Origin of the sequence: Corynebacterium dentalis (assembly GCF_900232865.1) — a bacterium.
GTDB lineage: Bacteria > Actinomycetota > Actinomycetes > Mycobacteriales > Mycobacteriaceae > Corynebacterium > Corynebacterium dentalis.
This window is the reverse complement of the sequence record NZ_OCTS01000002.1, coordinates 136,946-152,232: the sequence shown is the minus strand read 5'-3', so window position 1 is coordinate 152,232 and position 15,287 is coordinate 136,946. Positions and strand designations below refer to the sequence as shown.

The 15,287-nt window shown below is 61.2% G+C and carries 14 protein-coding genes; 8 read left to right on the top strand and 6 right to left on the bottom strand.

From position 1 onward, the window contains the following. Window positions 1-122 precede the first annotated feature (122 nt). The 6 genes from CS919_RS02295 (at window position 123) to CS919_RS02270 (ending at window position 6,960) form a co-directional block, all read left to right on the top strand. Window positions 123-1,202: a YhjD/YihY/BrkB family envelope integrity protein gene (locus CS919_RS02295; protein WP_099297863.1), complete on the top strand. Its 1,080-nt coding sequence runs from the start codon at window positions 123-125 to the stop codon at window positions 1,200-1,202. Between the two features lie 117 nt (window positions 1,203-1,319). Continuing rightward, window positions 1,320-2,702 (top strand): adenosine deaminase, encoded by a 1,383-nt coding sequence (locus tag CS919_RS02290; protein ID WP_099297861.1) that lies wholly within the window; start codon window positions 1,320-1,322, stop codon window positions 2,700-2,702. A gap of 177 nt (window positions 2,703-2,879) precedes the next feature. Continuing rightward, window positions 2,880-3,884, top strand: a complete 1,005-nt coding sequence (locus CS919_RS02285; protein WP_099297859.1) for a substrate-binding domain-containing protein — start codon at window positions 2,880-2,882, stop codon at window positions 3,882-3,884. Window positions 3,885-3,886: 2 nt separating this feature from the next. Further along, the gene (locus CS919_RS02280; protein ID WP_099297857.1) at window positions 3,887-4,885 is read left to right on the top strand and encodes an ABC transporter permease; all 999 of its coding nucleotides are present in this window, start codon (window positions 3,887-3,889) and stop codon (window positions 4,883-4,885) included. After that, the gene (locus tag CS919_RS02275) at window positions 4,882-5,664 is read left to right on the top strand and encodes an ATP-binding cassette domain-containing protein (protein ID WP_099297855.1); all 783 of its coding nucleotides are present in this window, start codon (window positions 4,882-4,884) and stop codon (window positions 5,662-5,664) included. Before CS919_RS02280 ends, CS919_RS02275 begins: the two co-directional genes overlap by 4 nt. 114 nt (window positions 5,665-5,778) lie before the next feature. Continuing rightward, complete coding sequence (locus tag CS919_RS02270; RefSeq protein WP_099297853.1) at window positions 5,779-6,960, top strand: hypothetical protein; 1,182 nt, start codon at window positions 5,779-5,781, stop codon at window positions 6,958-6,960. 279 nt (window positions 6,961-7,239) lie between these two features. Here the strand turns inward: CS919_RS02270 and CS919_RS02265 are convergent, their stop codons facing one another. The 3 genes from CS919_RS02265 to CS919_RS02255 all read right to left on the bottom strand — a co-directional run bounded on the left by CS919_RS02265 (window position 7,240) and on the right by CS919_RS02255 (window position 10,070). Then, window positions 7,240-8,490, bottom strand: a complete 1,251-nt coding sequence (locus tag CS919_RS02265) for a SatS C-terminal domain-containing protein (RefSeq protein ID WP_099297851.1) — start codon at window positions 8,488-8,490, stop codon at window positions 7,240-7,242. Window positions 8,491-8,772: 282 nt separating this feature from the next. Beyond that, entirely contained in the window at window positions 8,773-9,783 is a 1,011-nt protein-coding gene (locus tag CS919_RS02260; RefSeq protein WP_099297849.1) for a C40 family peptidase, read from the bottom strand. 2 nt (window positions 9,784-9,785) lie between these two features. After that, the gene (locus CS919_RS02255) at window positions 9,786-10,070 is read right to left on the bottom strand and encodes a hypothetical protein (protein ID WP_143341739.1); all 285 of its coding nucleotides are present in this window, start codon (window positions 10,068-10,070) and stop codon (window positions 9,786-9,788) included. 159 nt (window positions 10,071-10,229) lie between these two features. Between CS919_RS02255 and upp the strand changes: the two genes are divergently transcribed. Further along, a complete protein-coding gene (upp, locus tag CS919_RS02250; protein ID WP_099297845.1) occupies window positions 10,230-10,877 on the top strand; it encodes a uracil phosphoribosyltransferase in 648 nt (215 codons plus the stop codon). A gap of 28 nt (window positions 10,878-10,905) precedes the next feature. Here upp and CS919_RS02245 read toward each other — a convergent pair whose 3' ends face one another. Beyond that, window positions 10,906-12,474 carry a phospho-sugar mutase gene (locus CS919_RS02245; protein ID WP_099297843.1) on the bottom strand — a complete coding sequence of 523 codons (1,569 nt, stop codon included), beginning with the start codon at window positions 12,472-12,474 and terminating at the stop codon, window positions 10,906-10,908. Next, entirely contained in the window at window positions 12,471-13,286 is an 816-nt protein-coding gene (locus CS919_RS02240; RefSeq protein ID WP_099297841.1) for a purine-nucleoside phosphorylase, read from the bottom strand. Before CS919_RS02240 ends, CS919_RS02245 begins: the two co-directional genes overlap by 4 nt. A gap of 180 nt (window positions 13,287-13,466) precedes the next feature. Between CS919_RS02240 and CS919_RS02235 the strand changes: the two genes are divergently transcribed. Then, entirely contained in the window at window positions 13,467-14,681 is a 1,215-nt protein-coding gene (locus CS919_RS02235) for an amidohydrolase (protein WP_234990758.1), read from the top strand. Here CS919_RS02235 and CS919_RS02230 read toward each other — a convergent pair. Then, the gene (locus tag CS919_RS02230; protein WP_159460944.1) at window positions 14,678-15,277 is read right to left on the bottom strand and encodes a DUF1707 SHOCT-like domain-containing protein; all 600 of its coding nucleotides are present in this window, start codon (window positions 15,275-15,277) and stop codon (window positions 14,678-14,680) included. The genes CS919_RS02235 and CS919_RS02230 overlap by 4 nt on opposite strands. Window positions 15,278-15,287: the final 10 nt, after the last annotated feature.

The following is a 15,287-nucleotide window of genomic DNA, read 5'->3' as shown; positions in this document are numbered from 1 at the left end:
CACCAAGCAAGGGGGTTTTGTCCATTACAGTGTGCAGCAAGACGTTTTAAGAACAGCACGCGCGCAGCGGTTATCTGCCAACAAGCCGCCGTAGCGCGCCTGCGCGACAAGGATGGCGGACAATGGTCACCCAAGTGAACTCGGACAACCTCGACGAATACGGAGTGGAGCGCTCGCGAGACGACGAGCTCGGCTTCATCGATAAGTACCGCGACAAGTGGCCATGGTTTGACCACATCATGCGCATGCATGAGCGCTACACGGATCAGGATGGCAACCAGTACGCCGCAGCCATCACGTACTTCTCCGTGTTGTCCCTGTTCCCACTGCTGATGCTGACTTTCGCCATCGGGGCGATGATGCTGGCCGGCAACCAAGAGCTGTTGGACGAAGTCACGAAGAGCGTGACCGATAGTGCCGGCGGCGAGCTGGGCAACACCTTGAACACGGTCATCGAAGATGCGATCGCCCAACGTAATTCCGTGTTCTCCATTGGTCTGCTCTTGGCGCTGTGGACCGGGCTTGGCTGGGTGGGTAAGTTGCGCATGGGTGCGTCCGCCATGTGGAAGGTGGATGGTGCCCCAGCCAACTTCATCATGGGCAAGCTCAAGGACCTGTTGGCACTGATCGGCCTGTTGATCTCCTTGATCGTTGCTTTTGCCATCACCGCCATCGGTAACTCCGGCTTCACGAGCACTTTGATCGAGATGGTGGGTCTGCAGGACGTGCCGGGTATCCGCTTCCTCACGTTCGCTGTTGCGCTGGTCATCGGCGTGATTGCCAACTGGATGGTCTTTGTCTGGATGATTGGCGCGCTGCCTCGCGCCAAGACGCACCGCAAGTCCGTGGCCAAGGCTGCGGTCATCGGCGCGGTGATTTTCGAGATCTTCAAGCAGTTCGCGACGCTGTTCTTCTCCAACGCGCTGAGCAGCCCGGCCGCTGCCACCTTCGGTCCGATCATCGGCATCATGGTGACGATGTATCTCATCTGGCGCATCCTGCTGTACTGCTCCGCATGGGCTGCGACCACCCCTGAGTCCCTCGCTGAGCTGCGCCCAGAGGCTCCTCCAGCCGCCATCATCCGCGTTCGCCAGGAGGTTCGCACCGGCTCTTCCGAGGCTGGCAAGGCTGGTCTGGTGGGAACCGGCGCGGCAGTTGGCGTGCTGGTCGGTGGCTTGGTGTCTTCTCTTTTCCGACGCTAAACTCCCCGCTTTTTTTACAGGCCCCCCTGCCGCTTTCTCACCTAATCTTTTCCGCTAGCTCGTGCTGGCGCACAGGGTGGGAGGCGGCAGGGGGCTTTACGAGTAGAATGCGTAGCCATGATCGAATCACACGTGCTTGCCTCTTTGCCCAAGGTAGAACTCCACGATCACCTCGATGGAGGTCTGCGCCCCGCGACCATCGTGGAGCTCGCGGAGAAGATTGGCCACCAGCTGCCCACCACAGATCCGGCGGAGCTGGAGCAGTGGTTCTATGACGCAGCGAACTCGGGTGATCTCCCTACCTATCTGACCACCTTTGATCACACCACGGCCGTCATGCAGACCAAGGATGCCCTGATTCGAGTGACGCGGGAAGCAGTGGAGGACTTGGCTGCGGACAACGTGGTCTATGCGGAACTGCGCTACGCACCGGAGCAGCACCTGCAGGATGGCTTGAGCCTGCAAGAAGTGGTGGAAGCCACCGTTCAGGGCGTCAAGGAAGGCGAGCGCGCTGTCTCCGAGCAGGGCAAGCGCATTCACGTTCGCCTGCTGCTGTGCGCTATGCGCCATGCGGATCGAGCAACGGAAATCGCGCATCTGACGGTAGACAACTTCGGCGAACGCACCCCCGGTGAGGGATATGTGGTGGGCTTCGACATCGCTGGAGCTGAGGACGGGTTCCCGGCGTCGAATCACAAGGAAGCCTTCGACCTGCTGCGCGCCAACTTGGTGCCCTTCACCATCCACGCCGGTGAGGCTGCCGGACCGGAGTCCATCAAGGACGCGCTGGCGCAGGGTTCCCGACGCATCGGCCACGGCGTGCGGATCTTTGAAGACTTCGAGGCGACGATGAGTGGCGTGGAGCTGGGGCCGATTGCTCTTGCCGTGCGCGATCAGCGGATTCCGCTGGAAGTGTGCCCCACGTCCAATACCCAGACTGGCATCGCCGATGAGATTGCTGATCACCCGTTCAACTTGCTCTACGAGATGGGCTTTGTGTGCACCATCAACACGGACAACCGCCTGGTCTCTGGCACCACAATGACTCGTGAATTTGAAGTGCTGGCCGAGGCCTTCGATCTGGAGTACTGGCAGCTGCTGGAGATGACCACCAACGCTCTGGACTACGCGTTCTGCTCTGCGCCGCTGCGGGAGGACTTGGAGCGCAACGTGATTTACCCCGCTTATGCGGCACTCGGCGAGCACTTTGGAGCGAATACCGAGGGGTTCGCGGACGAGGGGGACCTCTCCGGTGGGCTCGGCGGGCTGCACGATGGCGGGCACGATCACGCCGGTCATGCGCACGCTGGTCATAGTCATCGGGGACCCGGTGGCGATGGCTTCGGTGGGCAGGAGCAGATGGAGCTGTCCATGGAAAACCTCAAGGCAGAGCTGGAACAGCTGGGTCTGAGCTTGGATGATGACGAGGATGCTGATGGCTCCGCGGAAGACAGCGACGGCATCATCGACGCCGAGATTGTGGACGAAGACGACAAGTAGCGGCTCGTCTGCTCCGAGGGTTGCTTCCGTTCAGAAGCAGGCAACCCCGGAGTATGCATCGTTGCTGTTCCATCCCTCTTTATTGATTCAGAAGAGGCCGAGCAGGTTTGACTACTGTCTCTGACCTGCGCACAATCGGCCATTGTGTTAACTAGTTCACGTCACTCCGTGCAGGCCATGAGCCCTGCTGCCATCCTGCGCACAGTCGTCGCGCTGACGATCCTGCTTGCGCTCGTTACTTTGACCGCCTGCTCTTCCACCGGAGGCCGCCCACGCGATACCGCGGGCGACGGATCCGGCGGGGGAGGCGTGGATACTCCGCGCTACACCGTCGCGATGGTCAGCCACGGAGCCCCCGGCGATACCTTCTGGGATCTCGTTCGCGCAGGCGCGGAGGACGCGGCGAAGAAGAACAACATTGAGTTGCGCTACAGCTCCTCCCCGCAGGCCTCTGAGCAGGCCAATCTGGTGCAGAACGCGATTGATTCCAACGTGGACGGAATTGCTCTGACCATGCCCACCGCCGAGGCCATCGGTCCGGTGGCCAAGCGTTCCAGCGATGCCGGCATCCCCGTGGTGGGACTGAATGCGGGCATGTCCGATTATCAGAAGTACGGACTATCTGCGTTCTTCGGCCAGGATGAATCCATCGCCGGTGAGCGCGCGGGTGAGCGCCTGGGTGAAGACGGCGCGAAGCACGTGCTCTGTGTGATCCACGAGCAAGGCAACACCTCCCAGGAATCTCGCTGCTCCGGCATCGAGAAGGGCGCGGACAGTGCCAAGGTGGAGACCATCTACGTCAACGGCATGGATCTGACCAGCGTGCAGTCCACCATCCAGGCCAAGCTGGCTCAGGACAAGTCCATCGATTACGTGATGGGACTAGTCGCTCCCGTGGCCCTGGTTGCTGCCAAGGCCAAGGACGCCGCTGGCTCCGATGCCAAGATCGCCACCTTCGATACCAACGCGGAGCTGGTCACCGCCATCCGCGATGGCGACGTGGAATTCGCCGTGGACCAGCAACCATACCTGCAGGGCTACATGGCTGTGGACGCCCTGTGGCTGGCCAAGCGCAACGGTTCCACCGTGGGCGGCGGACAAGCAGTGCTCACCGGACCGAGCTTTGTGGATTCCAACAACGTGGACACCATCGCTGAGGCCGCGCAGAAGGGACTGCGTTAACCATGGCGCCCAGCATTAAGAACATCATCCGCCGCCCGGAACTAACCAGTGCGTTGGGCGCGATTCTCATCTTCACCCTGTTCCTGGTGGTCGCGCCCGCATTCCGCAGCTTGGATGCATTCGCCACTGTGCTGTACGCCAGCTCCACGATCGGCATCATCGCGCTCGCCGTGGGCCTGCTGATGATCGGTGACGAGTTCGATCTCTCCTCCGGCGTGGCCGTCACCACCGCAGCGCTGGCCGCCACGATGCTCAACTACAACCTGTGGCTCAACAGCTGGGCGGGCGTGTTCATCTCGCTGTTCATCTCATTGGCTATCGGTGCCTTCAACGGCTTCATGGTGATGCGCACGGGCATCCCCAGCTTTCTGATTACGCTGGCCACCTTCTTGATGCTGCAGGGCATCAACCTCGCGGTCACCAAGATGGTCACCGGGCAGGTGGCCACGCCGAGCATCTCGGACATGGAAGGCTTCGGATCCGCGGAAGCAGTGTTCGCCAGTTCCGTGAACATCTTCGGCGTGGACGTTCGTGTCACCGTTTTCTGGTGGCTGTTATTCGTGGCCTTGGGTAGCTGGCTGTTGTACAAAACCCGTTTCGGCAACTGGATCTTCGCGGTGGGCGGCGACGCCGAAGCCGCGCGAGCCGTCGGCGTTCCCGTGCGCCGGGTGAAGATCATCCTGTTCATGTTCGTGGCCTTCGCCGCCTGGTTTGTTGGCATGCACAATCTCTTCGCATTCGATTCGATCCAGGCCGGGCAGGGCGTCGGAAATGAATTCCTCTACATCATCGCTGCGGTGATCGGCGGTTGTGCCTTGACCGGCGGCCGAGGTACCGCGATCGGCACCGCGATCGGCGCATTGATCTTCGGCATGACCAACCAGGGCATCGTCTACGCCGGGTGGAACCCCGATTGGTTCAAGTTCTTTCTCGGTGTCATGTTGCTGTTCGCCGTGATCAGCAACAATTCCTTCTCGCGGTTGATGGGGGCTCGCTCATGATTTCTTCTTCCGACGCAAACACTGCGCTGATCCAGCTGGAATCCATTGGCAAGAGCTATGGCGAGATCCGCGTGCTCCAGGACATCGACATGCAGGTGCAGCCTGGCACGGTGACCTGCGTGTTGGGTGACAATGGCGCGGGCAAATCCACTTTGATCAAGATCCTGGCGGGGCGTCACGAGCCCACGGAGGGCACCCTGCTGGTGGAGGGCGAGGAAGTCCGCTTCCGCACCCCGAAGGATGCGCTGAACCGGGGAATCGCCACGGTGTACCAGGACCTGGCTGTTGTGGACCAGATGAGTGTGTGGCGCAATTTCTTCCTGGGGCAGGAGCAGACCGGAGTCTTGGGGCGCTTGAAGGAGCCCGAGATGAAGGCGATTACCGCGGAAGAGCTCAAAAAGATGGGCGTGGATATTCCAGCAGTGGACGTGCCCATCAGCACGCTCTCCGGTGGACAGCGCCAGGTGGTGGCGATTGCTCGCGCGCTGCACTTTGGTGCAAAGGTACTTATCTTGGATGAACCTACGGCCGCATTGGGCGTGAAGCAGTCCGGGATGGTGCTGCGCTTTGTGCGGATGGCCGCGGAAAGGGGAGTGGGGGTCATCTTGATTACTCACAACCCACATCACGCGCACTTGGTGGGCGATCACTTTCTGTTGCTGAACATGGGCAAGCAGGTGTTGGATGCCTCGCGTGACGAGGTGACGCTGGAGCAGCTGACCCAGGAGATGGCTGGCGGCGGCGAGCTGGAGGCCCTGAGCCACGAGCTTCGTCAGTAGTCCCCCGATTGACTGTGCTTTGTCTGCCTAGACCTTAGACTGGCGGTTGACCTTCTGTGAGGCGACCCGTTGCCAGGCGCGCCTTACTCACCAAAGATGACGAGGAAGCGTTTCATGACTAATCAGAATCCTTATGGATCTGCTGGGCAGAACCCCGAAGGCCAAGGCTTCGAGCAAAATCCAGGCGGACAGCCGCAGGGTCAGAACTTTGACCCTAATTACAGCCAGCCAGCTGACGTGCAGAACAACGCCGGGCAGTGGCAGGCTAACGGAGCTGCAGCCGGAGCCGACAACGGACAGGGCGGTGCAGCTGGATTCGTGAACAACGTAAAGGCACGCCCGATGAACCAGCTGGTGGCTGGCGCAGGGATCGTTGCTGCTTTGCTGTTTTTGCTCTTCTACACCTTGACGTGGCGCACGTTCGCGATGAGTTTCTTCGGCTCCACGATCGAGGGGCACATGAATGGTTGGGGTGCCAGCGAGCTGGACGGAACCGGCTTCGGCGCTGGCGCGAACTCTTCTGATCTAGATGCAGTTCAGCTGGTTATCGCGCTGATTTCCTTTGGCCTGTTGGCTGCCGCGTCTGTGATGTTCTACCTGCACAAGGAGAAGTTCATCGCGTGTGCGATGGCAATCGGTTCGAGTGTGCTCGGCCTGCTTCTGCTGGTGCTTTCTGCGGTGAACTCCAATGGTTCTTCGGATGACATTGAAGAGCTGGAATCCTTGGGCGGCTCCGTTGATTTTGGTTATGGAGCAGGCTTCTGGTTGGCACTGCTGCTGCATCTTGCGGTTACCGCGGGTGCGGTGTGGCTGTTCATGTCACAGCGCGCGCTGTTGATGGAAGGCTCTAAAGTCACCTTCGGTATGAACCGTCAGGGACAGATGAACCAGCAGGCTTTCGGTGCTCAGGCACCAGGTCAGCAGCATTACGGTCAGCAGGGATTCGGTGCGCCGGCTCAGGGGCAGCAGCCATACGGTGCTCAGCCACAGGGTCAGCCGGGAAATGGCCAGCAAGGATTCGGTGCGCCGGCTCAGGGGCAGCAGGGTTACGGCCAGCCAGAAGGTCAGCAGAACTTCGGCCAGCCGGGCCAGAATCCACAGAACTTTGGCAATCAGTACGGTGCGCAGTCGGCATCGCAGGGCTACGGCCAGCCAGATCAGGCAGGCCAGCAAGGTCCAACGGATCAGTCGGCTCAGGCTCCTCAGCCACAGCGGCCGCAGAGCTACGGTCAGCAGCCGCAGAACCCGAATCCAGATGCGGACTCCCCGCAGAGCGACAACCCTTACCAGCAGTAGAAACCTGGTCTGTGGAAAGCCTCTAGCAAAGCTTTGCTAGAGGCTTTCTTCGCGGGCGCAGTGTAAAAAAATATGTGCCAGAATCAGCACATCTTTTTGACACGTCGCTATAGTTGCAGGTCAGAGCCTGGGTGCTTATGTGCTGATTCTTGAGGGGCGAACTGAGACACATATTTTCGACACGGTTGCTCGCCAAAGCGACTCAACACAGCTCAACACAGCAGCACAAAGCTGGGGCACTCCACATCACGTGGCGCGCCCCGGCTTTGCCTTAGCGGATCAGAACTTGGAGAAGCGCTTGATCAGGCCATCCTCCAGGACCTTCCAACCCTTGGCTTCCTCATCGAAAGGAGCTGATGGGGTGTTGTCACTAGGGGAGCCCATCTGGTAAGCCAAGTAGTTCTGCAGGCGAGGGTAGGCCAGCAGAGTCTTGTTTACGCCATCGTCTTCAGCCCAGTCCGCTGCGTCTGCCAGCAGCTCGTAGGCCTGGGACAGCTGAGCGATGTCCACAGCATCAAGACCTGCAGCGATGTCTTCGCGCAGCCCGTTGAAGGAATACTGGTTGGACTCGTGCACCTGGACTTCTAGTTCACCGGCGTTTGCAGCGGTGACGATGTCGCCCCAGGTGGCCAGCTTATCTAGGTCGTGCTTCGGCGCGTCCACGAGCCAGCGCACCAGCGAGCGAGAATTGCTGAACGTGAAAATCTCGCCCTGGTGGCCGAGGAACACTGGCTTCTTATCCACGTAGCAGCGCAGCGTGTAAACGTATTGGCCGTTGAGGCTGATGCGGATTGGGTCGATGCCCGAGGTACCCCACACGGAAGAGTCGTACGGGTCAGTATCTTCCTCAGCCGGCTTTTCTTCCTTCTTTTGCATCGCGGCAACTCGCTCGGCGCGCTGTTCCTCGGCCTCTTCGATGCGCTTTTGTGCGTCCTCGGTGGCCTTCGTGTCCACGTCAGGGCGCTTGAGGCCCTTTTCGAGGTCGTCGGTGAGCTCCGCCCATTTGTCGACGACAGTGCGTCCCACTCCGGACCATTCCTCCATGCCATTTTGGGTGGCGTAGTGGTCCGCTCCGCGACGCGTGTTGTGGAGGATGGAGTAGCTCTTGAACCACGTGTTGATGCTGGCGATGTTCAACACGGAGCCGAAAGACTGCAGGAGGTCGAACCCGCGAGTGACGGCCAGCGTGGAATCATAACCAGGGCGTTCCGCCAGCTTGTTGGGGAGTTCCACCAAGCTGATCTTGCCGCTGGAGGTGGGCACCACGCGGATCTCTTTGTCCTTCATGAATGCGCCCCACTTGGGATGCTCGGTGAGGTCGTGAGACTTGGTGGATTCGATAAAGGCAAGGACCTCGGCGGGGGATTCGAAGATGAAGACGTTCTTGTCATCACCGAGGAATGCTTGCCACTGTTCTCCGCGAACAATCCAGTTGGGAGCCCAGAGCGTGTACCACGTGCCGCTGGTCAGTTCCATTTCCAGGGCGACGATGCCGTTGCCGAAAGTGCGTGCGCCTTTTTCTGATGCCATAGGTGGAGATTCTAGCGTGTCTGCCTAGGGCTTTTCGATGTGGCTTCTGTGTGTTTGTTGAGAGTGTGGCGAAGATCAGAGGTGAGAACGGGAGGGACGGTGGGCGGTTCCTCGCCGAGGAATTGAGCGACGTTATATTCCCGTGCTTGGGGTTGGCTGACGATGCGGGCTAAACCAGAGTTCCTCATGAGTGCGTCGTTTCTGTGTATCGATAGCTGTGGAGGGGTGAGAGAAGGCTTTAAAGAAGATTGAAAGGGCGGCGGTTAAGGAAGGTTGAAGGAGTTAGCCGGTGGGTCGGTAGAAGCCCAGGAAGTTCATGCCGACGTTTTCCGTGCGTATCGGGCTTAGCTGTACTGGATCGCCCGCTTCGATCATCTGACCGTCCTCTGCGACCATGGCCACGTGGCCGTCCCACACCACCAAGTCGCCTGGAAGAAGCTGTTCCTGAGATACCGGTGTACCCACAGCCTGTTCCTGAGCGGTTCGTGGAATATCGACCCCGGCCTGTGCATAAGCCCATTGGGTCAGGCCGCTGCAATCGAAGCCGGATCCGGGAGCAGTCCCTCCCCACTGATACGGCGTACCCATCGCGCTGCGGGCGGCTTGAACAGCGGCTGCCGCTTGCGGTGAGGGAGCGCCGGCTACATCCTCGCTGTTGGTCTCAGCGCTTTCTCCGGAAAATTCCGCAACAGAGTCAGCGCTAGGAGAAGCTAGAGCTTCAGGGGCAACCGACTGTGGAGCCTCTGCGGAAGAGGGAACCCCAGTGTTCCCTGGAGCAGCTGCCGACGCGTCACTCGGAGATCGCGGAGCTTCAGGTACCTGGACAGCCGCAATATCAGCGGTGAGCAGCTGCAGCTCACGTCCAAGCTCGATCAGACGGTCATGAGCCTGGATCTTGCGCTCCTCCACAATCAACGCCACCTGCGGACCACTCAGCATGCCGAGCGGTCCGCCCAGGAGAGAAGACGAAGTAACTGCCCCGACAACGTCCTGCAGACACTCCTGTGCGATCACGGTGATATCAGCGATGGCTTCCTGCACTGCATGCTCACCTTGGCGGGCAATCTCGTCGATGCTCTGTCCAGCGGCTATGGCCTGGTGAACGCGACCAGCACCAGCCCCTAGAGACTGGCTGATCGCATCGCCCGCAATGCCTTCCACGGCGTGCGCCACACTGGGCGCTAATCCATCAACGAGCTGCAGATCCAGATCAGGCACAGACTCCGAGTGACCGGCCAGGAAAGGGGAGGGCGCCAACTGAAGCAGAGGATTGATGAGTGTTGTGAGGTTCATTGCTACCACCGATTCCAGCCCGCGGCCGTGGATTGTTCATGAGTGTCCAAGGACTGTCTGAACTGGGAGAGGGAGGTGTTGGCGTCGTGAAAAAACACCGAAAGGCCCTGCAACGATGCCGATTGCGCTCGGCGAGCTTGCGACAACGCACGGAGAAAATCGCTGGCCTCGGGAACCAGAGGCACGGGCCACTGCGCCTCCGCCGAAGACACGGGGCGGCCAAGCGTGCGCCCCACATCGGACAAAGCGCTCGCGACCAAGGCGATGTCAGATGACCTCGCGCTCAAGAACGAGTGCGCTCCCTGAGGCTGCGCCCCTGACTGCTGCATCCAGTTATTCACCTGCGATCCCCACTGCTCTTCCAACCAACCGACCTTCGTACACACCCCTTAGACTCCGCGCGTGCCTCAAAGGTTCATCCAAGCGGATGCGTAGAATCGGAAAACATGGAAATTCAGGTGGTACAGCACCCATTGATGGCCTCGCGGATGACAATCATGCGAGACGCACGCAGTAACAACGCAGCCTTCCGGGCAGCTCTTGCTGACCTCGGAGCGATGCTGGTCTACGAAGCCTCCGCCGACTTGCAGCTGGAGACGTTTGATGTGCAGACTCCAGTGGCGGTGGCGGACGGCTACCGGCTGCAAAAGCCGCCGATCATCGTGCCAGTGATCCGCGCCGGGCTGGGCATGATCGACCCAGCGCTGTCGATGATCCCGGACGCGCAGGTGGGCTTCATTGGCCTGGCTCGCGACGAAGAGACGCACGAACCTGTCCCTTACCTGGAGGCGCTGCCGGATGATCTATCTGGTCAGCCCGTATTTCTGGTGGATCCCATGCTGGCCACCGGCGGATCCCTCCTGCACGCCATCCGGCTGCTAGAGGCCCGTGGCGCGGATGACATCACCTGCATCTGCATGATTTCCGCCAAGCCGGGAGTCGATGCGCTGGTGCAGGCGGAAACCTCGGTGAAGAAGCTGGTCACCGCCACAATCGACCCGGAACTCAACGAGGATGCCTACATCATTCCGGGGCTAGGCGATGCAGGCGACCGTTTGTACGGCCCGCGCAACATCGACCTCAACGAGCTCTAACTCATACGAGCACTAACGCCCGCGAGCTCTAAAACAGCTCCTTGACGGCCTGCTCCAGCTCGCCGTACACGTCTTCCACCGCGTCGCGAGATCCCGCAGGCCCGGTGACCTCTAGGTAAAACTTGGCCTTCGGCTCCGTGCCGGACGGCCGGGCGATGACCCGGATTGCCGTCTCCTCGCGCTGACCAGCCAACTTCACGCCGTCGGTCGTTCGGCCCGCAGAATCCTCGATGGGCGAGGAGCCCACAGTGATCCCCGCCAGCTCTGCGGGAGGGGTTTGCAACACCGTAGCCACCATCTCCGCAGCCTGTTCCGGAGTCTCAAAACGCATGCTGACCTGCCCGGTGCGGAATACACCGTAGGTCTGCTCCAGCTCGGCCAGCTCGTCCAGCAGGGTGCGGCCTTGCTCTTTGAGATCCGCCACCCATTGCGCGGCGATCAGTGCTGTGGCAATGCCGTCCTTATCCGCCACCACCTGCGGCGCCGGGCAGGTGCCGATGGCCTCTTCGTAGGCGAAAGCCAACTCGCCGGGCTGATCGTCGGCCGCGCGTGCCAGGTGCTTGAACCCGGTGAGCGTCTCCACGTAATTCCACCTGTTGCGCCGGGCCATGTGGCCCAGTAGCTGGCTGGAAACCACGGTGGTTGCCACCACGGGCGCGGGTGGTTGTTTGTTTCTTTCCGACGCCACCACGCGCCTACTCACCACGTGCCCCGCCAGCAGTGGACCGGTCTCGTCCCCACGCAGCATGCGGTATCCATACGTGGGCTCGGAAGGATCTGGCACTCCGAGCATGCATCGGTCCGCGTCCGGGTCCAACGCGATCAGCAGATCCGGCTGTAGCTCGCGCGCCTGTTCCAGCAGCAGGTCTGTGGCACCTGGCTCCTCCGGGTTGGGGAAGGCCACGGTAGGGAAGTCCGGGTCCGGCCACCGTTGGGAGGGGACAAAGTGGATGTCGCCAAAACCATTGCTGCGCAGCGCCGATTCCAGTGCCTCGCCGCCCACGCCGTGCATCGGGGTGTAGAGGATTTTCAACGTCCTGCGCTTGCACAGCTCGGATTGCTCGCCGGTGGCGACCACGCTGGAGATTGCCGTGACATAGCCATTCTGCGCTGCCAGATCCATAGATTTCGCCTCAGAGCGAGGGATCTTGTCGGCGGTCGGTTGCCGGGAGATGGCTTCCTCAATCTGGGCATCGGCGGGGCTGAGCAATTGGCGTCCACCGTCGAGGTAGAGCTTGTAACCGTTATCCGCGCCCGGGTTGTGGCTGGCTGTGATCTGCACGCCCGCATCGAAATTCCGAGCCTTGACCAGCCACGCCAGAATTGGGGTGGCACCAGGCTCTGCAATGAGCGTGACTTCGAAACCTGCTCCGGAAAACGTCTCCGCGGTGGCACGAGCAAGAGGGTGGGATCCGTAGCGCGCGTCATAGCCCACGGCCACGTGAAAGCGACCGTCCGAACGGGTGGGCTTCACCGACTCTTTCATCCACGCCGCAACTCCGGCGGTGGTCCGAGTCACGGTGGGGACGTTGAGCAGATCAGGGCCGGGGCCTACCGGTGCGCGCAGCCCCGCGGTGCCGAAGCGCAACCCGCTCATAGGGTGCCCACCAGCTCGCGGAGCAGCTCACCCATGTCCTGGGCGGCGTTCTTGCCTGCTTCCAGAACCTCCTCGTGGTTCAGCGCCTCGCCCGTCATTCCCGCAGCCAGGTTCGTCACCAGAGAAATGCCCAGCACATCCATGTTGGCCTCGCGGGCAGCGATGGTTTCGTACACCGTGGACATGCCTACCAGGCCAGCGCCTAGGGTGCGCAGCATGTGGATCTCTGCGGGAGTTTCGTACTGCGGTCCGGGCATCATCGCGTACACCGCCTCGCGGATTCCGGGGCGCAGGTTCTCCGCGCGTCGGCGCAGCTCCGGGGAGTAAGCATCCACCAGATTGACGAAGTTCGCCCCGCTCAACGGGGTCTTCACGGTGAAGTTGATGTGATCGTTGATCAGTACCGGTTCGCCCACTTGCATGCCCTCGATCAAGCCACCGGCGGCGTTGGTCAGTACCACCGTGGAGACGCCAGCGGCTGCGGCCGTGCGCACCGCGTGTGCCGTGCGCCACAGCTCGTGGCCTTCATAAGCGTGCGTGCGTCCTAACAAAACCAGCACGCGCTGACCAGCGATAACTCCGCTGCGCACCGTGCCACCGTGGCCCTGCGCCGTCGGCGGCAAAAAGCCCGGCAGGTCAGACATAGGGAACTCCTGCAAGTCCTCTGCATTCTCCGTCAGCACGTCAGCCGCGGGGCGCCACCCCGAGCCGAGAACCACTGCCACATCGAATCCATCCTGGGAAGTCTTTTCCAGAAGTACTTCTGCGGCCTGCTGAGCCAGTTGTTGCGGGGACGTCGTCGCTTCATTCATGCACACCAAGTTACCGTTCACGCCCCTGGCATGCAGTTGCCTACGCCACGTGGGACTAGACTGAAGTGGTTGAACAAAGTCACCCGTATGAGGTGGCGGTGGTGGCGTCGAGAAATAAGGAACATTCACCACAGCGCACAACGAGGGCAACAGGAAGGGCGAGGACTGACCGTGGATCACGTGAGCATCTCCAGTTTTGTGAGTGCATGGGTTCAGAACAACCGCGAGACCATCCGCGGATGGCGGCGTCACCTGCACCGCAACCCCGAGTTGTCCCACATGGAAACCGCAACCACGGAATTTATCCTGACCACCCTGCGCGAGGCCGGTCTGGACCCGCGCGCGCTGCCATCCACGGGTGCCACGGTGGACATCGGGCCGAAGGATGCCCCGATGATTGCCTTCCGCGGCGATATCGATGCCCTCCCCTTAGAAGAGGCCACTGGCCTGGACTTTTCCTCGCAGAACCCGGGCGTGATGCACGCCTGCGGGCACGATATCCACACCGTGATCGTGTTGGCCCTGGCGTGTGGGCTGGCAGCCTTCGTGGAAGAACATGGTGCCGACGCCATGCCCGTGCAAGTTCGGTGCATCTATCAGCCTGCAGAAGAGGTCATGGACGGTGGTGCAGTAGAGGTCATCGAGGCCGGAGCCCTGCGCGACGTGCAGTCCATCTACGCGGTGCACTGCGAACCGAAGCTGCGGACCGGGGAAATCGGTGTGCGGACCGGCCCCATCACCAGCGCCTCTGACGTGGTGGAAATCATTCTGCGTGGTCACGGCGGGCACACCTCTAGGCCGCACCTGACCAGCGATCTGGTGTATGCCGCGGGCCTGATCATCACGCAATTGCCTGGTCTGCTGACTCGTCGGCTGGATCCACGTTCCGGCACGGTGGTGGTCTTTGGCGCGGTAAATGGGGGATCAGCGTTTAACGCCATCCCACAGGAAGTGCGCCTGCTGGGCACTTTCCGCACTGCGCAGGTGGGCGTGTGGCGGCAGGGGCAGCAGATCCTCACCGAGCTGCTAGAGCAGATTGTGGCTCCGACCGGCGCGGACATGGAGATTCGCTACACTAAGGGCGTGCCGCCAGTGACCAACGATGACGTGGCCACGGCCATGATTGCCCAGGCAGTTAAGGACCGCGATCCATACGCGCTGCGGGAAGCTCCGCAGTCCACCGGCGGCGAGGATTTCAGCTGGTACCTGGAGCACGTGCCGGGATCCATGGCCCGCTTGGGAGCGTGGGACGGCAAGGGGGAGAAGCCGGACCTGCACCAGCCGGATATCGTTTTCGACGAGCGCGCCATCGGCGTGGGCATCCGCATGTTTGCCGGAGTGATTGACCAGTTCCACGGCAAGGCGGAAGAAGGCGGGCGCGGCGGCGAGCTCTAGCGCTGGTCGCCGAGCTTCTTGTTGATGGAATTGGTGGCGAACTTCATTGCCGAGTCCGTCAGCTGCGCACGCTGGGTGCGACGCTGAGCCTTGCGCTGTTCGATCTCCAGTCGCTGCTCCACCCGGATCGCCTTGAGTCGGCGGCGCTCCATGCTGTGTTGGGACGGTGTGTGCCAGTGGTCCGGGCCGACTTTGGCCACGTAGAGCAGGATGGCGATGGCGGGAATCATCAGCAACAACGCAAAAGAGGCATCCCAAATCGGGTTCAACACGATCGCAGCGGCCGTGGCACCCACCGCTGTCATTCCCAAGATCGAGGCTTTCGGACGCGCGCCATCGCGCCGGGCACGTTCAATCTCCGCAGCCGAGTAGTGCGGCATGAGGTGAGCTCCCGGGGACAGTGGCGGGAGATCCTTAAACAGCGTGTCCAACTCGCTCTTCGTCACGGCGTTGGCGGCCTGCGTGGAGCGCTGCTCGAACTCATCTAGGCTCAACCGGCCTTCGGCGAAGTGGCTACCGAGGATGTTGATGGCATCGTGGCGCTCAGGATCGCTGACGCGCAGGTGCGGAAGATCGGGGTGGTGTGGCCTATCCATGATGTTTAGC